Consider the following 22,206-nt stretch of genomic DNA (forward strand, 5'->3'; position numbering starts at 1 on the left):
TCAGGCCTCTCTAGACATCTTTCCCCGAGATAAATCGGTTAATTGCTGATTAAAAAACTCCAACATTTCGATCTGCGCCAGGCCGACCACGCCGGCCTCCAGGCAGCGGCCGTACTGGGCCAGCGCCAGGCATTGCTGCGCCAGCTGTTCGCAGCCCAGGCTGTAGTCGGCGCTGATGGCGGCGCCCGGCGGCTCCGGCACCGGCGGCCCGGCGTTGCGGCCGGGCAGGCCGGACGGCATGTTCATCAGCGCCGCCGACAGGGGCCGCAACAAGCCGGTCATGATGTCGATGGCGGCGTTCATCAGGCGCGAACGGCGCAGGCTGCCCAGTGGCTGTTGCGCGAAATGGTGGGCCATCAGTCCGAAGGTCAGCGCATAGCAGCCCTGGTACAGCTGCATCAGCGCACGGGCTTTTGGATCGGTCACCACGGTGCAGTCGGCGCGCGCCGCCAGCACCGGGTTTTTCAGCGATGGCACGGCCGGTTCGAACGGTTTCTCGCGGGACGAGAAGCGGCCGCCCAGCGCGCGCAGCCGGTGGAAATGCGAGACGTCGAAATGCGGCGAATCGACGGCCACGCCTTCCCCCTGCTCGGTGACGAAGTCGATCGCGAACAGCGCGCTGGCGCGGTCGCCCACTTCCAGCTGGTAGCCGGGATAGGCGCGGTTGGTCAGCTCCTTCAGGAACAGGTGGTGCTCGCCGCCGCGCTTGCCGCCGTTGGCTTCAAACAGCTCGGGCAGCTCGGCCAGGGCCTGGCGGATGGCGCGATAGAAGGTGGCGATGGACTTGCCCGGCGTGGGCAGATAGTCCGGCCATTCGAAGCGCACGAACCTGGCCAGCACGTGCTCGGAAAACGGTTCGAATGCGAACTCCGTGTCCAGGCCGAAGCGTTGCCGCGCCTGCTCTCCCAGCAGCGGGACGCCGGCGTAGAACGGCTCGCCCAACGCCATCAGCACGTTGTTGATCAACAGGTAGTGGATCATCTCTTCGTGGGCGATCTCCAGCAGCGCGCCGCGTGCGCCGCTGTTGCGGCGCCGGTCGGCGTCGCCGCAGGCCAGCTCCAGCTCTTCCGCGTGCCAGAGACCGGCTTCCACCAGCTGCTGGCCTTGCTCGTAGTTGGGGATGCTGTAGGCGGCGTACAGGTACTGCAACATCAGCGATAGTTCCAGGTCGATCGCCTTCTTCAGTTCGTCGATCAACGCCGGCTTGCTGCTGATGAGCTGCGGCGCCGCTTCCTGTGGCGCGGCGGTCTTGGCGGCGGCTTCGACCTGGGTCAGGTACTTCAGGAACAGCTTGGATTTCGGCAGCGACAGTTCGCGGGTGCTCGGCATGTAGTAGCTTTTGTCGCGGTTCTGCGGATCGCACATCTGCCACATCAGGCGCGAATAGGTCTCGCACTTGCAATGGTCCGCCAGGCTGAACACCTTGTCCGCCATGAAGGGATAGACCAGCTCGTAATAGCTCATCACATGGCGGTAGAGGAAGGCGTAGTCGACCTGTTCGGCCGGCACCTCGTCCAGATGCCAGTCGTCGGGCAGCACGCGGGCGCCGAGGTGCTGGGCTTGCCGCCCCTCGCCTAGCACGATGCGGGTGGCGCCCGATGCGCGGCCGGTGACTGTCAGGTCGGCGTAGCCCGCTCCACGTGCCGAGGGTTGCAGTTCCAGCGCCAGCAGTTCACCGTGTACGGTCAGCGCCGGATGCGTCTTCAGCTCGCCGCGGTAACGGCTTTGCACGGTGATGGTCTGAGGGTAGTCCTGGCGCCGTTGCCGGTTGGGCGCTTCCAGATACAGCTGGTTGCTGTCGGACTGGTGCACCCAATCGGCTTCGTCCCACTGCGCCTGCGCGTTGCCCAGGCTGAGCGAGCCGGTGGCCGCGCCGCCGCGCAGCAGCGGCAAGTCCACTACGCCGTGATGGCGCCAGTGGTCCAGGTACAGCTGCTCGGGAATGCGGGCCAGCAGAGTGCCATCGGCGCCATGCAGCAGCAGGTCGCCCAGCGCCGCCTTGCCGCCCAGCGCATGCGTCGGATGCTGCTCGGACACGGGGCCAGCCGCTCGGGTGGTGAACGGAATCGCGGTCGGCATATTGAGCGAGACCCGTTCCCCATCGACCTTCACCAGCACTGGCCCCAGGCTGGCCTGGCGCGGCAGCAGCAGGCGGCCGGCCGGATAGGTGGCCAGCTCGTCCCGGCGCCACAGGCCGATACTGCCGGCCAGGTCGTAGAACACCGGCGAGTCCGGCTTCTGCGGCGTCGACATATTGAACAGGGCATACTGGATCGTCAGCCCCAGCACATCGTCGCCGGCCAGCGCCTGTTGCAGGGCGCGCATGCTGTCTGGCAGCGGCGTATCGGGATTGAACAGGAAATGCGGATCCTGCTTCGCCACCGAAAACTGGAACAGCCGCGAGCGGCCGAACTCTTCGTCCAGGAAATGCCCGCTGCGCTCGGTGATATGGCCGCTGCCCAGCCAGCGCACCGAATGCGCCTGCGCGATGTCGGCGCTGAACAGGGCCGGCGTGTTGGGCGTGGCCTGCTTGCCGCTCAGCGTGAACTGGCCGGCGTAGATCAGCGTGGTGTCCGGCTGCGCGGGATTGTTGTCGACCCACCTGGCGCGATTGAATGTGGTGCGCAGATAGTCGTTGTAATGGCCCCATAAGGCCAGCCTGGCGCCGACCAGCGCGTCGTCGGTATCGACCTCCCCATGCCGCAACTGGACGCCGGTGATCCTGGCGTTTTCCCAGGAAAAGTGATTGTTGCCGCAGGCATTGTAGCCTGCCGCCTGGCTGAAGACGCCTTCCGGATCCGGCTTGCCCTCAGCGTTGAAGCGTGGCGCGAGCTGCTTCAGGTGCTGGTGGAAGTCGGACGGCGGGCGCTCCAGGTCGAAAGGTTCACCCGCCATCGATATCGTGTTGGTGGCGATATCGATGTGGCCGTGCGTATTGCGATTGGCGGTCGGCACATTGGCGCGGGCGAAACCCCGAAAATGAAAGCGCGGAAAATCCAGCAGACTCATACGTCCTCAGCGGTGGAGGTGGCGAAGGCCTGGGCGTCGTTTGCTGCGTCGGGTAGTTGGCCCAGCCTGTCGAGCAGCAGCTGGCTGGCGTGGCGTGCGCTGATCAGGCTGCCCTCCATCCAGCCGCAATGCGAGGTGTAGGCGTCCGAGCAGGCGATGATGCCGTCCTGGTGCAGCAGGGCGGCCGGATGTTCGGCGTCGGTGTCCATGCAAAACTCGACGCCGTGCGGCCAATGCTTGTAGAAATGCCCCTTGATCGGCGGCAGCGGCTGGCCGTTGAGCGGCAGCACTTCTTCCAGGTGGCGGCGGACATGTTCCAGATAAACGTCCTCGCCTTGCGTCAGGCAGTCCCGCCAATAACTCGCGCTTTGGCTGTCGGTGTAGAACAGCAGGTATTTGTCGCCCTTGAAGTAGATTTTCCGCAGCGGGTTCTCGGCCATCAGCACTTTGTCGGTCAGTCCCAGCGCCTGCCACCAGGCGTCGTCGAAGGTCAGGAAGCCTTTGAACAAGGGCAGGGAATCGTACTGGAACGGACTCCAGCCGGAGCGCAGGTCCAGATTCAGGCCCGCCATGGCGGTGGGCGGGACGGCCATGATCAGGTGGCGCGTCCGGTGTTCCCGCCGTTCGCCCATGTGGTTGAAGGCGAGCACGTGGTCGGCGCCGGACTTTTCAACCGACAGCAGGCGGTGGCCCAGCTCGAACTTCACCCCGCCGGCCTGGGCCGCGCCTTGCAGCTGGCTTAGCAGCTCGCCGTAGCCGTCGGTGGCATACAGCCATTCGTTGGCGGCGTTTTCGGTGATGCTTTGCGTCTCGGGATGCTTTTTGATGATGTCGTAGGCCATGGCCGGCGAGACGATGGGCAGCAGCAGGGCGTCGTAGCCGGTGGCCTTGATGATGCGGGTGGCCTCGGCGGCGCCCAGGTAGTGGCTGACGAACTGCAGGAACGAGTCCTGCGGATGCTCTTTCAGCATCGGCTTCAGGCTCAGCAGTGTGGCCTGCAGTTGCTCCTGCACGCGATCGTGGAATACCGCCTCGGTGAACGGATAGACCGCATGCGGCAGTTCGCTGCCCTGCATCAGCTGCTGGAAGTTCGGATGCAGCTGCGGCGAGTAGCGGGCGGCGCCGAGTTCGGCGATTTCCTCCCCGTTGATTTTGCGCGACTGGATGCGGCCACCCACTGCGGCATTCAGATCGAACACCCGGATGCGCAGATGCTTGCTGATGGCGGCGCCGATCAAACGGGTGGCGCAAGTCAATCCTCCGATGCCTGCGCCGATGATGCAAATGTCAGAATAATTGGTCATCCAGAATTCCCTTTTGGTGAATCCCGAGCCACTAACCCAAATGTCCCCCCGCGTGCTGGTATGGCGGGAGGTGCAGCGTGCCGCCCCTTGTGGGGGCATTACTGGCGTGGTTCAAGAGTGATGTCGATTTGACGAAGTCACTTGCATGTCCCTAGTTGCTTATTATTAAATATTGCGCAAACAATATCTTGGGCGAACGTCACGCGGCTTGACAAATATCAAGCTGAGTTCGTCTGACGGAAAATGGCGGGAAGTCGGCGCGGAGCGCCTCGGTTGTTGCGGAAACACCAGCGCATGATGGTCATCGGCAACGCCGACTGTACAAGCGCGCTTCAACCTGAGAACATGTTTTACTAGAGCAATTATTCGGGCGGTGAGCGGCATATGGCAACGATGAACCAACGGCGATTGGCGCCGCTACACCTCCCCATGCTGTGCGGTTTGCTCGCGCTCAGTCCGTGCGCCGATGCGCAAGACCTGACCGTGCTGCCGCTGGAACAGCTGATGTCGCTGGAGGTGTACAGCGCGTCGAAGTTCGTCCAGCGCGCCAGCGAGGCGCCGTCCAGCGTCACCGTGATCACCGCCGCCGATATCCGCGCCTATGGCTGGCGCACCCTGGGCGATGTGCTGCGCAGCGTGCGCGGCGTCTATGCCAGCAACGACCGCAACTACACCTATGTCGGCGCGCGCGGCTTCCTGCGTCCGGGCGACTACAACACCCGCTTCCTGTTGCAGATCGATGGCAACCGCATCAACGACGTGGTGTTCGATTCGGGGCCGATGGGCGGCGAATTCCCGCTCGACCTGGAACTGGTCGAGCGCATCGAGTACGTGCCCGGACCCGGTTCGTCGGTGTACGGCGCCAATGCCTTCTTCGGCGTGATCAACGTCATCACGCGCCGTCCGCGCGACATGGAGGGCAGCGCGCTGGCCCTGTCCGGCGGCCAGGACGGCGCCCGCCGCGCCCTGGGCAGCCAGGCCTGGACCGACAGCTTCGGCACCGACTGGCTGCTGGCCGCCAGCCGCTACAAGACCGATGGCCGCGACCTGTTCTATGCCGCCTACGCGCAGGAGGGCGTCAGCGACGGCGTGGCGCGCGGCCTCGATTACGACAGCGGCCACCGCCTGTTCGCCAAGGCCATCCACGGCGACTTTACCGCGACCCTGATCCATGCGGAACGCGACAAGGGCGTGCCCACCGCCTCGTACAGCCAGCGCTTCAACGATCCGCGTTCGCACACGGTCGACACGCAAAACTATGCCGATCTGACCTACCGCACCATGCTGTCGCCGCAGCTGGAGCTGAATGCGCGCGCCTACTGGGCCGAATATGGATCGCTGGGCTACTACGTGGGCGATGACGCCAACGGCGTCCTTAATCGCGACGTCTTCGCCAGCCGCTGGTGCGGCGCGGAGCTGACGCTGCTGGCCAATATCGGCGACCACAAGCTGCTGGCCGGCCTGTCCTACGAGGACGACTATCGCCAGCGGATGCTCAACTTCGACGTCGATCCGTACGCGCTATACCTGAACGAAAACCACGACGGCAACCGCTACGGCCTGTACCTGCAGGACCAGGTCGCGCTGACGCCGGCGCTGCTGCTGAACGCCGGCCTGCGCTACGACCGCCACGTCGCCACCGGCGGCGTATTCAGTCCGCGCCTGGCGCTGGTGCAGCAGTGGAACGAGGCGACCACGCTCAAGGCCATGTTCGGCAATGCCTACCGCGCGCCCAACAACTACGAGCTGTATTACAGCGCGCCCGGCGACGGCGGCCAACTGGCCAATCCCACTCTGGGCCGCGAGCGCATCAGCAGCGCCGAGCTGGCGCTGGTGCGCCAATTGCCCGGCAATCGCCGCGTGACGGTATCGGCGTTCCGCAACGTGGTGTCGGCGCTGATCACGCAGGTCGATCATGGCGGCTTGCCGATCTTTGTGAACGCCGGCCGCGCCGTGGCGCGCGGCGTCGAATTCGAGTACGAGCAAAACTGGAGCAACGCGACGCGCCTGAAGGCCAGCTACAGCTGGCAGCGCACGCGCCAGGACGGCGCCGACGGCGAGGGCGGCAACGTCAACACGCCCAGCCAGCTGGTCAAGCTGAACCTGACCTTGCCGCTGCAAGGCGCCTGGCGCGCCGGCGCCGAGGCCCAGTACGTGGGCCGGCGCGCCATGATCCAGGGCGGCAGCACCGGCGCCGCGCTGGTGGCCAACCTGAACCTGTATTCGCATCGCCTGACGCGCCACGCCGACCTGGCGCTGACCGCCTACAACCTGTTCAACCGCCGCTATGCCGATCCCGCCTCGGTGGAGCATCTGCAAGACGCGATCGAGCAGGACGGCCGGCGGCTGCAACTGAAACTGACCATGGAATATTGAGATGCCGATGGTGCGCGCCATAGCCGTGTGGTTCTCCACCTTGCCGCTGGCCCTGCTGCTGGGCGGGTGGAGCGGCGCCGCGCGCGCGGAAAGCGCGGTGCCCGAGTACCAGCTCAAGGCGGCTTTCGTGTTCAACTTCGCGGTGTTCGCCGAATGGCCGTCCGAGGCGCTGCCGGCGGCCAGTCCGCTGGTGCTGTGCACGTACAGCGGCAACGCGCTGCTGGCGGCGCTGCAGGAACTGCGCGACAAAAGCGTCCATGGCCATCGGCTCGAAGTGCGCGTGCTGGCCGCCGGCGCGGCGCCGCGCAACTGTCACCTGCTGGTGCTGGACCGCCAGGACCGCGACGCCTGGCCGCAGCTGCGGCAGGACCTGGCCGCGGCCGGCGCCAGCGTGCTGACCGTCGCCGACGACCGCCAGATCGCCCGCGCCGGCGTGATGCTGGCGCTGTTCATGGACGACAAGCGGGTGGTCTTCGACGCCGACCTCGGCGCCTTGCGCGCCGCCCGCATGGTGCTGAGCTCCAAGCTGCTGCGCCTGGCCAGGAGCGTGCAATGATGCGCGCGCCGCAGGAGGCTGAAGTGAAGGCGGAAACGGGTGCGCTCGGCAGCACGGTTGCGCGCAGCAATCTGCTGGTGGCCGGCGCCGCGCTCAGCGTGGCCGCCTTGCTGCTGGTGGTGTTCCAGTACTTTGTGCTGCGCGACGCGCTGCTCGACGATGTGCAAGTGCAGGCGCGCATCGTCGGCAGCAACAGCAGCGCGGCGCTGTTGTTCGAAGACCAGCGCGCCGCCGCCGAAACGCTGGCCGGGCTGGCGCTGTCGCCGGTGGTGGAGAGCGCCGCCATCCTCGATCCGCGCAGCGTGCCGCTGGCCAGCTACCGGCGTGCCGGCGGCGCCCCGCCCACCGTCGACGAGGCCTTGCGGGCCGGGCGCCAGGTGTTTTCCGCCGGCGCGCTCGAAGTGCTGGAGCCGGTCGCCGCCAACGGCGCCGTGATCGGCAGCGTGGTCTTGCGCGCGACCCTGGCGCCGCTGTATCGCCGCCTGGCCGCGTTTGCCGCCTACATGCTGCTGGTGGCGCTGGCGTCGATGGCGCTGGCCTGGCTGCTGGTGTCGCGCATGCGCGCCACCGTGCGCGCGGCCGAACAGCGCCTGAACTACCTGGCCCTGGTCGATCCGGTGACGGCGCTGCCGAACCGGAATGCCTTCAACGAAAAGCTCGACGCCTGCCTGGGCCGGGCCGACCGCCAGTCCGGCGCGGTGGGCTTGCTGCTGCTCGACCTGGACAACTTCAAGGTGGTCAACGACACGCTGGGCCACACCTGCGGCGACCTGCTGCTGCAGCTGGTGGCCGAGCGCCTGCAGGCGACCTTGCGCGCGCAGGACGTCATCTGCCGCATCGGCGGCGACGAATTCGTCGTCATCGTCGAGGCGAAGGACGCGGCCGCCGTCACGGCCGGCGTGGCCGACAAGATCCTCGGCGCGCTGGCGGCGCCATTCCCGATCGAAGGCCAGCAGCTGTACGTCAGCGCCAGCATCGGCGTGGCCACCTATCCGGCGCACGGCGACAACGCCGAGTCGCTGATGCGCGGCGCCGACATGGCGATGTACCACGCCAAGAACCTGGGCAAGAACACCAGCCAGGTGTTCCACCAGGAGATGACGCTGCGCGCGCACAAGCGCCTGACGATGGAGGCCAGGCTGCGGCGCGCGCTGGACAACGATGAACTGGCGCTGCACTACCAGCCGCAGATCGACACGCGCAGCGGCCGCATGATCGGCTTCGAGGTGCTGGCGCGCTGGACCTGTCCGGAACTGGGGCCGGTCAGCCCGGCCGAGTTCATTCCGGTGGCCGAGGACAGCGGCGTGATCGTGCCGCTGGGGCGCTGGGTATTGCAGACCGCCTGCCGCCAGGCCGCGCAGTGGCAGCGCGAGGGCCTGCTGGAGGGCATCGCCCACGTGGCGGTCAACCTGTCGGCGCACCAGACCCGCGACAAGGATTTGATGGACGAGATCTTGGCGCTGTTGGAAGAGACCGGCCTGCCGGCGCACCTGCTGGAGCTGGAGCTGACGGAAAGCGCGATGATGGAAAACGTCGAGGCCAACCTGGCGTTGATGCAGCGCATCCAGGCCGCCGGCATCCATCTGTCGATCGACGATTTCGGCACCGGCTATTCGTCGATGGCTTACCTGAAGCGCTTCCCGATCGACCAGCTCAAGATCGACCGCAGCTTCGTCAGCGACGTGCCGGGCGACGGCGCGGCGATCGCGATCGCCATCATCGCGCTGGCGCACAGCCTGGGCCTGTCGGTGGTGGCGGAGGGCGTGGAGAACGCACAGCAGGTCGAGTTCCTGCGCCAGGCCAACTGCGACGTCATGCAGGGTTATTATTTCTCGCGACCGGTGCCGGCGCCCGAGCTGGAGCAGATGTTGCGGCGGGCCCGGTCGGCGGAACCGATGCCGCCGGGTGCAGCACAAAGCGTCCCGGTTCCGTCCCTTGGTAGCGGACGATGAACTTGTCGATGGCGCCGCTCCTGGCCATCTCCTGCAAGGCTTTGGCCAATAGCGCGGCCTGGTCCTGAAACGGCGATTTCTTCGAGATGAACAGATGGTTGTCGAGCTTGCGGAACAGGATGACGGACGAGTCGACCTGCTGTTCGCCGCCGGTCTTCCTCAGCTGGTATAGCAACACCATCATATTCCCGGCGATGACGTTGGCGCGCTGTTGCGCGAACATCCTGGCCATCTGCTCGTAGGTGTTGACCTGGTGCTTGCGCCAGCGCCGGTCGCCGTCCAGCGCGGTGTCGGCCATGTGCAGGATGGTGCCGGCACGCAGCAGGTCGTCGACATTTTCCAGATGCGTGCCGGCCCGGCCGAACGCCACCAGCCTGGCCTCGTCGGTGACGCCGGCGTCCACCGCGACCAGCTCGACCTGGGGCGAGGCAAAGAAGATGGCGCCGTCCAGGTTGCCCACTTTGAGTTCGGCCAGCAAGCGGGCCTTGGGCTCGATACGAATGTCGATCGGGATGCCGCTGCGCGCCGCCAGTTCCGCCAGGATGTCGACATGCAGGCCGGCGGCGGCGCCGTGCGCATCGCGGTAGGCCAGCGGCGCGGAGTCGATCACGCCGACCGTCATGGCCGGCCGCTGCGCCAGCGCGGCCGGTCCCGCGAGGGCGCAGGCCAGCGCCACCCACAGCGCGCAGCGCGTAGCCGATCGACGGCGCATAAACAGCAGGCGCTTATTTGTAGATGCCGGAGCCGATGATCACGTCGTCGACCTTTTCGACATACGACGCCTTCGGTTGCATGGTCTTGGTCACCGGGTTGACCCACTTGAGATCGACCCATCCGCTGCCTTTGCTCATGGCCAGGTCGATCTGTTCCTTGACGAACTTCTTGCCGTCCTCGTCCTTAATGTCCATCAGGTTTTTCCCCACCATGCGCTTGTTGGCGCCATGGGCCAGGATGTCGCCTTTCTTGCTGTAGACGAAGATGTACAGGTCGCGGTCGACGAATTCGCCCTTGGGGTCGTCATAGGCGGCAAAGGCTTTTTCCTTGCCGTTGGCGCGGAAATAGGCCGCCGCCTTTTTCACCAGCGCGACCGCCTGCTCGGCAGTTCCCCGGTTCTCCTCGGCCAGGGCGCCGCCGCCCAAGGACCACAGCAACAGACCACTCGCCAGCACACTGATGACCTTTTTCATTGCGACTTCCTCCAGGAAGAAACTCGGGACAGGGCGTTTCAGTGTAGACCCATTGCAATTCAATGACAATCTCGGCGACGCCGGTGTTGCATTCACTCTTTGCGGATGTGCTCGGCCAGGAAGTCGATCAGCAGCCGTATGCCGGGCAGCAGGCCGCGGCGCGATGGAAACACCGCGTGGATGATGCCGCCCTTGGGCGCCCAGCCCGGCAACACGTCGAGCAGCCGCCCTTGCTTGAGGTCGGCTTCGACCACCATCTCCGGCAGTTGCACGATGCCGGTGCCGCGCAGCGCCGCTTGCCGCAAGGCCGTCATGTCGTCGGTGATGTAGCGCGGGCGATGCCTGACCTGCGCTTCCGCGTCGCCGGGGCCGAGCAGCTGCCAGGCATGTTCGCGCACCGGTCCCCAATCCAGGCTGGGCAGGTCGGCCAGCGCGGCCGGATCGGCCGGGCGGGCGTGGGCCGCCAGCAGGGCGGGGCTGGCGACCAGGCGCTGCGGACTGCCGGACAGCACGCGCATGACCAGGTCGACGTTTTCCAGCGGCGGAAAGCGCACCCGCAAGGCCAGGTCCAGGCCTTCGCCCAGCACGTCGACGCGGCGGTTGGTGGCGTCCAGGTGGACCTGCACCTTGGGATACTCGGCCATGAAGCGCGCCACCAGGTCGCCGATGCGGTAGTCGAGCAGGGCGGTGGGGCAGCTCATGCGGATCACGCCCTGCGGCTCGGCGTGGACCCGCTGCATGACTTCGCGCGCCGCTTCCGCCTCCACCAGCACGCCCTGGCAGCGTTCGTAAAACTCCTGGCCCATGGCGGTGACCGAGAAGTGGCGCGTGGTCCGCTGCAGCAGGCGGACGTTGTGGGCAGCTTCCAGCGCCGCGATGCGGCGGCTGAGCTTGGACTTCGGCATGTTCAGCGCGCGGCCGGCCTGGGTAAAGCCTCCGTGTTCGACCACTTTCACGAAGTAGAAAATGTCATTCAAATCCATCATCGTTCCAAATTAAGAACACTGATGGCATTTTATGTCACTTTTTCAGATATTGTTGCGGACCTATCATATGCCTCTCAACTTTTAGATACCAGGAGTTCATATGACCAGCGAAACCATCCGCGATCCAGCCGGCGACCATCTGCTCACGCCGCAGAACAGCGCCTTTGTCGTCATCGACTACCAGCCGGTGCAGGTGAACTCGATAGCCTCGATGGACCGCCAGCTGCTGATCAACAACATCGTCGGCGCCTCGAAGGCCGCCGTCGCCTACGGTTTGCCGATCATCCATTCGACCGTCAACGTCCAGACCGGCCTGAACAAGCCGCCCATACCGCAGCTGCGCAAAGTGCTGGACGGCTATCCGACCATCGACCGCACCACCATCAATTCCTGGGAAGACGTCGAGTTCCGCCAGGCGGTGGCAGCCACCGGCCGCAAGAAGCTGATCATGACCGCGCTGTGGACCGAAGCCTGCCTGACCTTCCCGGCGCTCGACGCGCTGGCGGCCGGCTATGAAGTGTACGTGGTGGCCGACGCGGTTGGCGGCACCTCGCTGGCGGCGCACGAGATGGCCTTGCGCCGCATCGAGCAGGCCGGCGGCAAACTGATCAGCACGGTGCAGCTGTTCTGCGAATTGCAGCGCGACTGGAAGCGCAGCGACACCGTGCCGGCCTTCATCGACCTGTTCGTCTCCACCGGCGGCACGGCCGGCATCCAGTTCTCCTACGACCGCGCGGAGTAAGCGCAAGGCCGCGCGGACCACGCCCGCCTAAGGACGGTTGAGCGGTGCGCGCGCTTGCCGGCGCGCGCTCTCGATGTAGCTGACCGTCTGCTCCGTGTCATGCGGCGGCTTGAGGAACCGGCGCAGTCCGTCGTAGGTGGGCGCGACCAGTTCCGCCCTGGCGTCGCGGTCGAAGAAATAGGTCAGTCCGGCCGCGCCGGCCAGGATGCCGGTGGTGGCATCGCCCAGCAGGGTGGACGGCGCGGCCGGATCGGCCTGGGCCGAAAAAGTCTGGTCGGCCTCGGCGATCTGGCGCAGCGCGCCGCTCTCCGCCAGGAAGGCCAGGAAGCGGTTGCGGGCGCGGGTGTTCAGGCCCCGGGCAGGCAGGACCAGCACATCGAGCGGCGCTTCCTCATACGCGGGCAGGCTGGGCGTGTAGCTCGGGAAGGCGAAGAACCCCATGTCGGCCGCTATCGCCGCCGGAAACTTGGCGGCGACAAAGCTTGCCGCCAACACCATGCCGACATGGTCGCGGTACAGATACGGCGGGACGCGGTCGGTTTCCTGGTCCATTGTGGCCTCCAGGAAGTAGCCCTTGCGCAGCAAGTCGCCCCAGGTATCGAACACCTGGCGCACCCGGGCGTCGCCGAAGCTGGCGTCGCCGCGCAGCAGCTTGCGGTGGAAGTCGATGCCGTTGATGCGCAGGTTCAGATAGTCGAACCAGGCGGCGGCCGGCCAGCCGCTCCTGGCGCCCACCGCCAGCGGCGTCACGCCCGCCGCCTGCAGGCGTTCGCAGGCTTGCAGGAACTCGCTCCAGCTGGCCGGCGGCCGCAAGCCCAGGCGCTCGAACAGCGACTTGCGGTACAAGAAGCCCCAGACATAGTAGTACAACGGAAAACCATAGACCTCGCCGTCGATGCGCGTGCCTTCGATGGCGGCGGGGGCGAACTTCTTTTTCTTCAGCAGTGCGACCAGCTCGCCGTCGACCGGGGACAGCAGCTTGCTCCGGGCGGCATCGTGCAGGCGTTCGCCCGCGTACCAGAAGGCCAGGTCGGCGCGGCTGGTGCTCAGGCGCGCATTGAAGTCGCGCTTGTATTGCTCCTGCGGGTAGCCGTGGTGTTCGACCTGGATGTCCGGATTGGCGGCGGCAAACTGGTTGATGATGCCCAGCCACGCATTGCGCTGGGGACTGTTGGACACCACGTAGTCGATCACCAGATGTTCGGCGGCGGCACCGGCGGCGGACAGCCCCAGGCCGGCGCATAACAGGCCGCCCGCCAGCCAGCGCTGGATCCTGAAGGCGGAGGTTGTCGGGGTCTTATGCATCATGCAAGTTTGTGCGGGAATGCCCGGCATGTCAATCCGGGGCTTGCCGCAACGACGGGCGGAAGCGGCCTCTGCTCCAATTTCGTTCTGTCGCTTGGTGATTTTCATAACGACCTGGTCGCTGGCGATCATTCCACTGTACGGGACCGTACAGAAGTCCGGCGCCGCCAGGCGCATGATGCTCCCACTTACTCAAAGGAGAACGTCATGCCTGACGATCGTATGCAAACCCAGCGCGTGCTGGTGGTGGATGACAATCACACCGCCGCCGGCACCGTCGCCGCCCTGTTGGAAGCTTGCGGTTATTCCACGGCCATCGCCTACGGCGCGGAGGACGCGCTGACGCTGGCGGACCAGTTCAGGCCGGACGTCATTTTCCTCGATATCGACATGCCCAATATGGACCGCTTCCGCACCGCCGCCGCCTTGCGCAGCCAGCAGACGGGCGACCGCGCGCGCATCTTCTCGGTCGGCTTCGACGCCCACCTGGCCAAGCCGGCATCGTTCGAAGCGCTGCTGAGCGTCATGTTGTAGACACGCCCTCGTCAACGCCGCGAAATAACGTAGGACCAATAGTGCGCGCTGTGCATGATTTGCTTCTGTTAAGATAAACCTATGCAAATCGATCCACGGCCACACTCCACAGCGGACCAGTCGATGCCAGCGATGGCCGAGGGGCGGCTGCGCGTCAACGGCGACGCCGTCGATCCGCAAACCTTCTTCGACCATTGCCCCTATTTTATCTTCACGGTGGGGATGGACGGCAGGGTGCTGGCGTTGAACCTGTACTGCCGCCAGCATCTGGGCACTTACAAGCTGGGCGAGCCGGTGGCGCGCCTGTACACCGACTGGGCGGCGCTGGTGTTGCAGGATGCGGCGCTGGCGGCCGCGCAGGAGAACGGCTACTGGCACGGCGAACTTGAACTGCTGGGAGCCGATGGCAGCTTCCATCCGGTGACCCAGTCGATCGAATTGCAGCCTGCAACGGAGCATAGGCCGGCCCGCTTCCTGTGCATGGCGTACGAGCTCAGCGACTACGACGTCTACGAATCGCTGCTGCGCTTCAAGCGCCTGTTCGAGCAGCACCCGCAGCCGATGTGGATCTACGACTTGCAAACGCTGCGCTTCCTGATGGTCAACGCCGCCGCCGTGGCGCACTACGGCTACGCGGAAGCGCAGTTCCTGCAGATGACGATCAAGGACATCCGCCCGCCCGAGCAGATCGCCGCGCTGGAACGCAACCTGGCCAGCGCGCCGGTCAAGGGCGCCGAGCTGGCCGGCGACTGGACCCATGTCAAGGCCGACGGCAGCCGCATCCAGGTGCAGATTTCCTCCCATTCGCTGGTGATCGCCGGCCGCCAGGCGCGCTTCGTGGTGGCGCACGACGTCACCGAGCAATTGCGCATGGAGGCCGCGCTGTACGCCTCGCGCGAGCTCAAGCAGCTGGTCATCGACCACATCCCCCACCAGATCTTCTGGAAGGACCTGGACGGCAAATACTGCGGCTGCAACACCGTGTTCGCCGCCGCCGCCGGGCTGCGGGTGGTGGAGGAGGTGGCCGGCAAGACCGACGACGATTTCCCCTGGCGCCACAATGCCGAGACCATCCGCGCCGACGACCGCACCATCGTCGCCACCGGCAAGGCCCGCTTCAACGACGAAGACCAGCTGATGCGGGAGGACGGCCGGCTGCACTGGTACCTGATCAACAAGCTGCCGTTCCACGACCAGCGCGGCAACATCATCGGCGTGCTGGGCACGATCGAGGACATCACCGACCGCAAGCAGGCCGAGCAGACCTTGCAGCTGCGCGGGCGCGCGCTGGAGGCCAGCGACAACGCGGTGGTGATCACCGCCCACGGCCCCGGCGGCGACCTGGTCGACTACATCAATCCCGCCTTCACGCGGCTGTTCGGCTATGCCGAGGCCGAGGCCGCGGGACGCCGGCTGGACCTGTTGCTGGAGCAGGAAAACGCCGACCGCGACGCCTTGCGCGAGGCCCTGAGCGGCGTGCATGAACTGACCATGATGCTGCGCATCGTGCACCGCAACGGCCACCTGTTGTGGGTGCGGCTGCATGTGGCGCCGGTGCCGGTGCCCGGCGGCCCGCCCAGCCACCATGTGTGCGTGTTGACCGACATGACGGAGTCGATCAACTACCAGAACCAGCTGGAGCACCAGGCCAACCACGATCCGCTGACCGGCTTGCCGAACCGGGCGTTGTTCGGCGACCGCATGGCGCAGGCCATCAGCTATGCCGAACGCTATGGCCATCACCTGTGGGTGGTGTTCATTGACCTGGACAACTTCAAGCTGGTCAACGACAGCCTGGGCCACCAGGCCGGCGACGAGCTGCTGTGCACGGTCGGCATCCGCCTGCGCACCTGCCTGGCCGACAGCGACACCGTGGCCCGCCTGGGCGGCGACGAATTCCTGCTGCTGCTGTCGGACACGCCGGAGTCGCCGGCCGCGGCCGTGCTGCAGCAGGTGCAGGAGACGGTGGCCGAGACGATCGCCATCGCCGGCCAGGTGCTGACCGTCACCTGCAGCATCGGCGTCAGCGTCTACCCGCTCGACGGCGGCGAGCCGCACCAGTTGCTCAAGCACGCCGACATCGCCATGTACCGCGCCAAGGAGGGCGGCCGCAACCAACTGCAGTTCTACGAGGCGGCCATGCACAGCCGCATCACCGAGCGCGCCATGATAGAGGCCGAGCTGCGCCATGCGCTCGAACGCGACCAGCTGAGTCTGCACTACCAGCCCAAGGTCGACCTGCGCAGCGGCGCCGTGGTCGGCATGGAGGCCTTGCTGCGCTGGCGCCATCCGACCATGGGCATGGTGTCGCCGGCGCGCTTCATCGGCGTGGCCGAGGAAACCGGCCTGATCGTGGCGATCGGGCGCTGGGTGATGCGCACCGCCTGTTTCCAGAACCAGCAATGGCAGCAGGCCGGGCTGACGCCGCTGCGGGTGGCGGTCAATGTCTCGGCGCGCCAGTTCCGCGACCCGGGACTGAGCCGGGAAGTGCAGGCGGCGCTGTCCGACAGCGGCCTCGACGCCCACTACCTGGAACTGGAACTGACCGAGAGCCTGGTGATGCACAACGTCGACGGCGCGGTGGCGGTGGTGCGCGGCCTCAAGCAGATGGGCATCGCGCTGTCGATCGACGATTTCGGCACCGGCTACTCCAGCCTGGCCTACCTGAAGCTGTTCCCGGTCGACTACCTGAAGATCGACCAGTCCTTCGTGCGCGAGATGCTGGCCGAACCCAAGGTGGCCGCCATCGTGCGCTCGGTGATCGCGCTGGGCCAGAGCCTGGGCTTCAAGGTCATCGCCGAGGGCGTGGAGACCGAAGCCCAGCTGGCCTATCTGCGGCGCTACCAGTGCGACGAGATGCAGGGCTATTTGTTCAGCAAGCCCTTGCCGGCGCAGGACTTCGGCGCGCTGCTGGGTGAAGAGCGCGCGCTGGCCCTGCCGGCCGAGGAAACGCCGGGCGAACAGCAGACACTGTTGTTGCTGGACGACGAGCCCAGCATCCGTTCCGCGCTGACGCGCCTGCTGCGTCCCGACGGCTACCGCATCCTGCGCGCCAACACCGCCGAGGAAGCTTTCGATCTGCTGGCCAGCCACCAGGTACAGGTGGTGATCAGCGACCAGCGCATGCCCGGCATGAACGGCACCGAGTTCCTCAGCCGCGTGAAGGACATGTATCCCGAGACGATACGCATCATCCTGTCCGGCTACACCGAGCTGGAGGCCGTGCTGAACGCCATCAACCGCGGCGAGATCTACCGCTTCTACACCAAGCCCTGGGACGACCTGACGCTGCGCGAAAATATCCGCGACGCGTTCCGCTACCAGAAGATGATGTTCGGCCGGCCGCAACAGCCGGAAGCCAAGCTGGTCGATAGATAGAATTGGTGAGATTTCCGCCCGGTAAAGTAGGCATAATTGCTAAAGCCAACAATGGTATCAGGAGGCGACATGTCCGAGTTTGTCCCGCGTTCACGCATCATGGTCGTGGACGATCAGGCTGCCCATCTCAAGGCGCTGTGCGACATCCTGGGGCAACACGAGTTCGACGCGGTCGGCTTTGCCACCGGTGAACTGGCGCTGGCCCATCTGCGCGACAACCACTTCGACCTGCTGCTGACCGACATGATCATGCCCGGCATGAACGGGCTGAGCCTGATCGAAGCGGCGCGGGCGCTGGACTCCACCATCGCCTGCATCATCATGACCGGCGAGGGCACCGTCGATACCGCCGTCAAGGCGATGAAGATCGGCGCCTTCGACTACATCATCAAACCCTTCAAGGCCGCGACCCTGCTGCCGGTGCTGGCGCGCGCGCTTGATTCGCGCCAGCTGCGCACGCAGAACCTCAAGCTGGAGGCGGCCCTGCGCGACCGCATTGACGAGCTCGGCCGCGTGAACCTGTTCCTGGAGACGGCGCGCAAGGAGGCCGAGCGCACCAATAGCGAGAAGTCGGCCTTCCTGTCGAATATGAGCCACGAGCTGCGCACGCCGCTGAACAGCATCCTCGGCTTCGCGCAGATCCTGGCCAGCGACAAATTCCCCAAGGGCGAGGGCGAGCGCCAGCGCTTCTGCCAGAACATCGTCTCGTCCGGCAGGCACTTGCTGCAGCTGGTGAACGAGATGCTGGACCTGTCCAAGATCGAGGCCGGCAAGGTGTCGATGATGCTGGGCGCGGTGCTGCTGGACGAGGTGCTGCGCGAAGTGCAGGCCATCGTCGCGCCGCTGGCCGAGAAGCGCCTGATCGCGCTGATGATGCCGGCCGATTGCAAGCTGGAGCTGTGCGTCGACCGCATGCGGCTCAAGCAGATCCTGGTGAACCTGCTGTCGAATGCGATCAAGTACAACCATGTGCACGGCAGCGTCACGGTCTATTGCAGCGTGTCGCGCGCCGGCTACGGCTGCATCGCCGTCAGCGACAGCGGCATCGGCCTCAATCCCGAACAGATGGAAGAGATCTTCCTGCCGTTCGGCCGCGCCGGCCGCGACGAGAGCAATGAGGAAGGCACCGGCCTGGGGTTGACCATCACCAAGCGCCTGGTCGAAGCCATGCGCGGCAGCATCAGCGTGGAAAGCAAGCCCGGCGAGGGCAGCACCTTCCGCATCGAGCTACCGCTGCAAAGCGGCGTGGCTGCCATGCCGGGCGCGCGCGTCCCCACCCAGCACGCCAGCTGACACAGCAGTCCATGCCTGGAGCCCGTATGAAGCGTTTTCCCCTCACAGCCTGGTTGCTGGCCGCCGTGCTGGTACTGCTGGCCGGCGTCGGCATGTGGCTGGTGCTGCGGCCGGCCGTCGATCCGCTGCCGGCGCCGACCGCGCTGGTGATCGCCACCAACACCGAATATGTGGGCGCCTGTCCGGTGATGGCGGCCCAGGCCCAGGGCTATTTCAAAGGCCGGCAACTGGCGGTCACGCTGCAGCCCTACACCAACGGCCGCCAGGCGCTGGAGGCGGTGACCTCGAACAAGGCCGACATGGCGACCGTGGCCGACATCCCCATCATGTTCTTTGCGATGGACGCCACGCCGATCCAGGTGATCAGCACCATCTTCCGCACCGGCCGCGACCACGGCCTGGTGGCGCGGCGCGACCGTGGTATCGCCCGGCCCGCCGACCTGAAGGGCAAGCGCATCGGCGTGACACTGAGCACTTCCGGCCATTTCACGCTGGAGGTGTTCCTCAATCGCCAGCGCCTCGACACCCACGACGTGACGCTGGTGAACTACCCGCCCGACGGCCTGCAGCAGGCCATCACCGACGGCAAGGTGGACGCCGTCGCCGGCTGGGATCCCTTCCTGGGCGTGGCCGAGGAAAGCCTGGGCGCCAACGCCATCCGCTTCACCGGGGCCGACGTCTACGAGAGTATCTACAACATGGTGGCGCTGTCGCGCTACATCAAGCAGAATCCGCACACCGTGGTGCGGCTGTTGCAGGCGCTGGAGCAGGGCGAGCGCTTTTGCCGCGAACATCCGGCCGCCGGCGTGGCCTTCTTTCCCAAGCTCTCGGCCAGCGGCGCCAGCGCCATGCTGGCCGCGTGGCCGGCCCACCATTTCGGCCTGGAGCTCGACCAGAGCCTGCTGCTGGTGCTGGAGGACCAGTCGCGCTGGGCCATCAAGGGCGGGTTGACCACCGCGCGCGAGGTGCCCAACTTCCTCGACTACATCTACCTCGACGGACTCAAGACCGTGAGCCCGACCGAAGTGACGATCATCTACTAGGGGCCACCGCGTGAAAATCTCCACCCGCCTCAAGCTGGCGCAAATCATCTGCATCGTCCTGCTGGCGATCATGGCGCTGGTGTTCGCCCGCACCACGCAGCAGATGCGGCACGAGATCGCCAAGGCGGAAATCACCGGCGACGTGCTGCGCGGCGCCGCCGCGCTGCGCTATCTGTCGCTGGAGTATGTGCAGCTCCACCAGGCCCGCACCAAGGCGCAATGGCTGCAACGGCACCAGTCGCTGCAAACGATGATCGCCGACGACGGCAACTTCGACGACGAGGATGAACGGGGACTGCTGCGCGACGTGCGCGAACGCCAGCAGTCGCTGCTGGGTTTGTTCAACGAGTTGCAGGGGCTGCAGGCGGAGTTCACCCGCACGCCGGAGCGGCGCACCATCCTGCTGGAGCTGGAGGCCAGGCTGTCGGGCCTGATGATGAACCGGGCGCAGGCGATGATGTCCGACGCGGAAGACCTGGCCCGCATCAGCCGCGGCAAGATGTTGTCGGCCCAGTCCGACCTGGTGACGGTCGGCGCGGTGCTGGGCGCGCTGGTGCTGCTGGTGGTGATCGGCGCGATGGGCCTGACCATCCGCAGCGTCAGCAAGCCGCTGGCGCGCCTGCACCAGGCCACCAAGGTGATCGGCGCCGGCAGCCTGGACGTGGTGCTGGACGCGCGCGCCGACGACGAGATCGGCAACTTGGCCAGGTCCTTCGACGGCATGGTGGAGCGGCTGCGCCAGACCACCGTCTCGCGCGATGAACTGATCCACGCCAACGTGGCGCTGCAAACCGAGGTGGCGGAACGGCAGGCGGCCGAGCGCAAGGTGGTGGCCCAGCTGGCGCGCATGAGCTTGCTTCACCAGATCACCCGCTCGATCGGCGAGCGGCAGGACTTGCCCAGCATCTTCCAGGTGGTGGTGCGTTGCCTGGAAGACCAGCTGCCCATCGATTTCGGCGCCATCTGCCTGTACCAGGGCAACGAGCTGGTGGTCAGCTGCGTCGGCATGCAGAGCTACCAGCTGTCCGAGGCGATGGCGATGGGCGAGGCGGCCCGCATCGAGATCGACGAGAACGGCCTGTCGCGCTGCGTGCGCGGCCAGCTGGTGTACGAGCCCGACATCCGCGACGTCGAGTTTCCCTTCCCCAGGCGGCTGGCCAAGGTGGGCATGAGTTCGCTGGTGCTGGCGCCGCTGCTGGCCGAAAGCACCGTGTTCGGCGTGCTGATCGTGGCGCGCGCCGAGGCCGACGCCTTCTCCAGCACCGACTGCGAATTCCTGCGCCAGCTCAGCGAGCACGTGGCGCTGGCCGCCAACCAGGCCAGGCTGTACGGCGCGCTGCAACAGGCTTACGACGACCTGCACCAGAGCCAGGTGCAGGTGACCAAGCAGGAGCGCCTGCGCGCGCTGGGGCAAATGGCCAGCGGCATCGCGCACGACATCAACAACGCCATCTCGCCGATCGGCCTGTACGCCGAGTCGCTGCTGGAGACCGAGCGCGGCCTGAGCGAGAACGGCCGCGCCTGCTTGCAGGTGATCGAGCGCGCCATCGACGACGTCGCCTCGACGGTGGCGCGCATGCGCGAGTTCTACCGCCAGCGCGAACCGCAGCTGACCCACAGCACCGTCAACGTCAACCTGATGATGCAGCACGTGGTCGACCTGACCCGCGCGCGCTGGTCGGACATGCCGCAACAGCGCGGCATCGTGATCGAGATGCGGCAGGAGCTGGGCGTCGAGCTGCCGGCCATCCTCGGCGTCGAGGGCGAAATCCGCGAAGCCTTGACCAACCTGATCTTCAATGCCGTCGACGCCATGCCGGAGGGCGGCGCCGTGACCCTGCGCACCCGCCATGTCGAGCAGTTGGATGACGGCTCCGGCCCGTATGTGCTGGTGGAGGTGGCCGACAGTGGCACCGGCATGGACGAGGCGACGCAGCGGCGCTGCCTGGAACCGTTCTTCACCACCAAGGGCGAACGCGGCACCGGCCTCGGCCTGGCCACCGTGTACGGCATGATAGAGCGGCACTCGGCCAGCATCGCCATCGAGTCCAAACTGAACCACGGCACCGCGGTCAGGATGTATTTCCCGGTGGCGCCGACGTCGGCGGCCGGTTCCGCGCCGCTGCAGGCGCTGGGGCCGGGACCGGGCCTGCGCATCCTGATCGTCGACGACGACCCCACCGTGCTGGCGTCGCTGGAGAATATCCTGAGCCTGGACGGCCACCATGTCACCAAGGCCGACGGCGGCCAGGCTGGCATTGACCTGTTCTGCGCGGCCGAGCAGGCGGGTAACGCGTTTGCGGTGGTGATCACCGACCTTGGCATGCCGTATGTCGACGGCCGCAAGGTGGCCGAGACGGTCAAGCGCGTGGCCCCGGCCACGCCGGTGGTGCTGCTGACCGGCTGGGGCCAGCGCCTGATCCCGGACAGCGGCGAGGCGCCGGTCAATGTCGACCAGGTGCTGAGCAAGCCGCCCAAGATGCGCGAGCTGCGGCTGGCGCTGGCCAAGTGCGCGGAGCAACTGGCCCAGGCTTGATCGGC

14 protein-coding genes are annotated in these 22,206 nt (G+C 66.2%); 9 read left to right on the top strand and 5 right to left on the bottom strand.

Annotated elements, in window-relative coordinates; translation table 11 throughout:
• Together vioB and D0T21_RS02950 are read right to left on the bottom strand one after the other, a co-directional pair.
• Nucleotides 1-3,009: an iminophenyl-pyruvate dimer synthase VioB gene (gene vioB / locus D0T21_RS02945; protein WP_116988332.1), complete on the bottom strand. Its 3,009-nt coding sequence runs from the start codon at nucleotides 3,007-3,009 to the stop codon at nucleotides 1-3.
• Nucleotides 3,006-4,313: an FAD-dependent oxidoreductase gene (locus D0T21_RS02950; protein WP_116988333.1), complete on the bottom strand. Its 1,308-nt coding sequence runs from the start codon at nucleotides 4,311-4,313 to the stop codon at nucleotides 3,006-3,008. The genes vioB and D0T21_RS02950 overlap by 4 nt, the downstream gene beginning before the upstream one ends.
• Before the next feature lie 384 nt (nucleotides 4,314-4,697).
• On the opposite strand from D0T21_RS02950, the gene D0T21_RS02955 reads away from it, so the two are divergent.
• The 3 genes from D0T21_RS02955 to D0T21_RS02965 are packed head-to-tail and all read left to right on the top strand — an operon-like array spanning nucleotide 4,698 to nucleotide 9,197.
• On the top strand, nucleotides 4,698-6,689 hold the full coding sequence (locus D0T21_RS02955; RefSeq protein ID WP_229211312.1) for a TonB-dependent siderophore receptor: 1,992 nt from the start codon (nucleotides 4,698-4,700) through the stop codon (nucleotides 6,687-6,689).
• 7 nt (nucleotides 6,690-6,696) lie between these two features.
• Nucleotides 6,697-7,245 (top strand): YfiR family protein, encoded by a 549-nt coding sequence (locus tag D0T21_RS02960; protein WP_229211313.1) that lies wholly within the window; start codon nucleotides 6,697-6,699, stop codon nucleotides 7,243-7,245.
• A complete protein-coding gene (locus tag D0T21_RS02965) occupies nucleotides 7,242-9,197 on the top strand; it encodes a bifunctional diguanylate cyclase/phosphodiesterase (RefSeq protein WP_229211314.1) in 1,956 nt (651 codons plus the stop codon). The genes D0T21_RS02960 and D0T21_RS02965 overlap by 4 nt, the downstream gene beginning before the upstream one ends.
• A gap of 725 nt (nucleotides 9,198-9,922) precedes the next feature.
• Here the strand turns inward: D0T21_RS02965 and D0T21_RS02975 are convergent.
• Together D0T21_RS02975 and D0T21_RS02980 are read right to left on the bottom strand one after the other, a co-directional pair.
• Nucleotides 9,923-10,384 (bottom strand): cache domain-containing protein, encoded by a 462-nt coding sequence (locus tag D0T21_RS02975; RefSeq protein WP_116988337.1) that lies wholly within the window; start codon nucleotides 10,382-10,384, stop codon nucleotides 9,923-9,925.
• Nucleotides 10,385-10,476: 92 nt separating this feature from the next.
• Nucleotides 10,477-11,370 (bottom strand): LysR substrate-binding domain-containing protein, encoded by an 894-nt coding sequence (locus tag D0T21_RS02980; protein ID WP_116988338.1) that lies wholly within the window; start codon nucleotides 11,368-11,370, stop codon nucleotides 10,477-10,479.
• Nucleotides 11,371-11,470: 100 nt separating this feature from the next.
• Here D0T21_RS02980 and D0T21_RS02985 point away from each other — a divergent pair, with 100 nt between their 5' ends.
• Complete coding sequence (locus D0T21_RS02985; protein WP_116988339.1) at nucleotides 11,471-12,112, top strand: hydrolase; 642 nt, start codon at nucleotides 11,471-11,473, stop codon at nucleotides 12,110-12,112.
• 27 nt (nucleotides 12,113-12,139) lie between these two features.
• Here the strand turns inward: D0T21_RS02985 and D0T21_RS02990 are convergent, their stop codons facing one another.
• A complete protein-coding gene (locus D0T21_RS02990) occupies nucleotides 12,140-13,420 on the bottom strand; it encodes an ABC transporter substrate-binding protein (RefSeq protein WP_158567952.1) in 1,281 nt (426 codons plus the stop codon).
• Between the two features lie 204 nt (nucleotides 13,421-13,624).
• On the opposite strand from D0T21_RS02990, the gene D0T21_RS31975 reads away from it, so the two are divergent.
• The 5 genes from D0T21_RS31975 to D0T21_RS03015 all read left to right on the top strand — a co-directional run bounded on the left by D0T21_RS31975 (nucleotide 13,625) and on the right by D0T21_RS03015 (nucleotide 22,201).
• On the top strand, nucleotides 13,625-13,951 hold the full coding sequence (locus D0T21_RS31975; protein WP_158567953.1) for a response regulator: 327 nt from the start codon (nucleotides 13,625-13,627) through the stop codon (nucleotides 13,949-13,951).
• 81 nt (nucleotides 13,952-14,032) lie between these two features.
• Nucleotides 14,033-17,329 carry an EAL domain-containing protein gene (locus D0T21_RS03000; RefSeq protein ID WP_116988342.1) on the top strand — a complete coding sequence of 1,099 codons (3,297 nt, stop codon included), beginning with the start codon at nucleotides 14,033-14,035 and terminating at the stop codon, nucleotides 17,327-17,329.
• A 69-nt stretch (nucleotides 17,330-17,398) separates the two neighbouring features.
• Complete coding sequence (locus D0T21_RS03005; RefSeq protein WP_116988343.1) at nucleotides 17,399-18,622, top strand: hybrid sensor histidine kinase/response regulator; 1,224 nt, start codon at nucleotides 17,399-17,401, stop codon at nucleotides 18,620-18,622.
• Nucleotides 18,623-18,648: 26 nt separating this feature from the next.
• A complete protein-coding gene (locus D0T21_RS03010) occupies nucleotides 18,649-19,665 on the top strand; it encodes an ABC transporter substrate-binding protein (protein ID WP_116988344.1) in 1,017 nt (338 codons plus the stop codon).
• 10 nt (nucleotides 19,666-19,675) lie between these two features.
• Entirely contained in the window at nucleotides 19,676-22,201 is a 2,526-nt protein-coding gene (locus D0T21_RS03015; RefSeq protein WP_116988345.1) for an ATP-binding protein, read from the top strand.
• Nucleotides 22,202-22,206: the final 5 nt, after the last annotated feature.

This window comes from Duganella sp. BJB476, assembly GCF_003416895.1.
In the GTDB taxonomy this organism is placed as follows: domain Bacteria; phylum Pseudomonadota; class Gammaproteobacteria; order Burkholderiales; family Burkholderiaceae_D; genus Rugamonas.

Bases quoted from the DNA above. Each gene is read 5' to 3' on its own strand.
- vioB (WP_116988332.1), bottom strand. From the start codon at position 3,009: ATGAGTCTGCTGGATTTTCCGCGCTTTCATTTTCGGGGTTTCGCCCGC.
- D0T21_RS02950 (WP_116988333.1), bottom strand. From the start codon at position 4,313: ATGACCAATTATTCTGACATTTGCATCATCGGCGCAGGCATCGGAGGA.
- D0T21_RS02955 (WP_229211312.1), top strand. From the start codon at position 4,698: ATGGCAACGATGAACCAACGGCGATTGGCGCCGCTACACCTCCCCATG.
- D0T21_RS02960 (WP_229211313.1), top strand. From the start codon at position 6,697: ATGGTGCGCGCCATAGCCGTGTGGTTCTCCACCTTGCCGCTGGCCCTG.
- D0T21_RS02965 (WP_229211314.1), top strand. From the start codon at position 7,242: ATGATGCGCGCGCCGCAGGAGGCTGAAGTGAAGGCGGAAACGGGTGCG.
- D0T21_RS02975 (WP_116988337.1), bottom strand. From the start codon at position 10,384: ATGAAAAAGGTCATCAGTGTGCTGGCGAGTGGTCTGTTGCTGTGGTCC.
- D0T21_RS02980 (WP_116988338.1), bottom strand. From the start codon at position 11,370: ATGATGGATTTGAATGACATTTTCTACTTCGTGAAAGTGGTCGAACAC.
- D0T21_RS02985 (WP_116988339.1), top strand. From the start codon at position 11,471: ATGACCAGCGAAACCATCCGCGATCCAGCCGGCGACCATCTGCTCACG.
- D0T21_RS02990 (WP_158567952.1), bottom strand. From the start codon at position 13,420: ATGATGCATAAGACCCCGACAACCTCCGCCTTCAGGATCCAGCGCTGG.
- D0T21_RS31975 (WP_158567953.1), top strand. From the start codon at position 13,625: ATGCCTGACGATCGTATGCAAACCCAGCGCGTGCTGGTGGTGGATGAC.
- D0T21_RS03000 (WP_116988342.1), top strand. From the start codon at position 14,033: ATGCAAATCGATCCACGGCCACACTCCACAGCGGACCAGTCGATGCCA.
- D0T21_RS03005 (WP_116988343.1), top strand. From the start codon at position 17,399: ATGTCCGAGTTTGTCCCGCGTTCACGCATCATGGTCGTGGACGATCAG.
- D0T21_RS03010 (WP_116988344.1), top strand. From the start codon at position 18,649: ATGAAGCGTTTTCCCCTCACAGCCTGGTTGCTGGCCGCCGTGCTGGTA.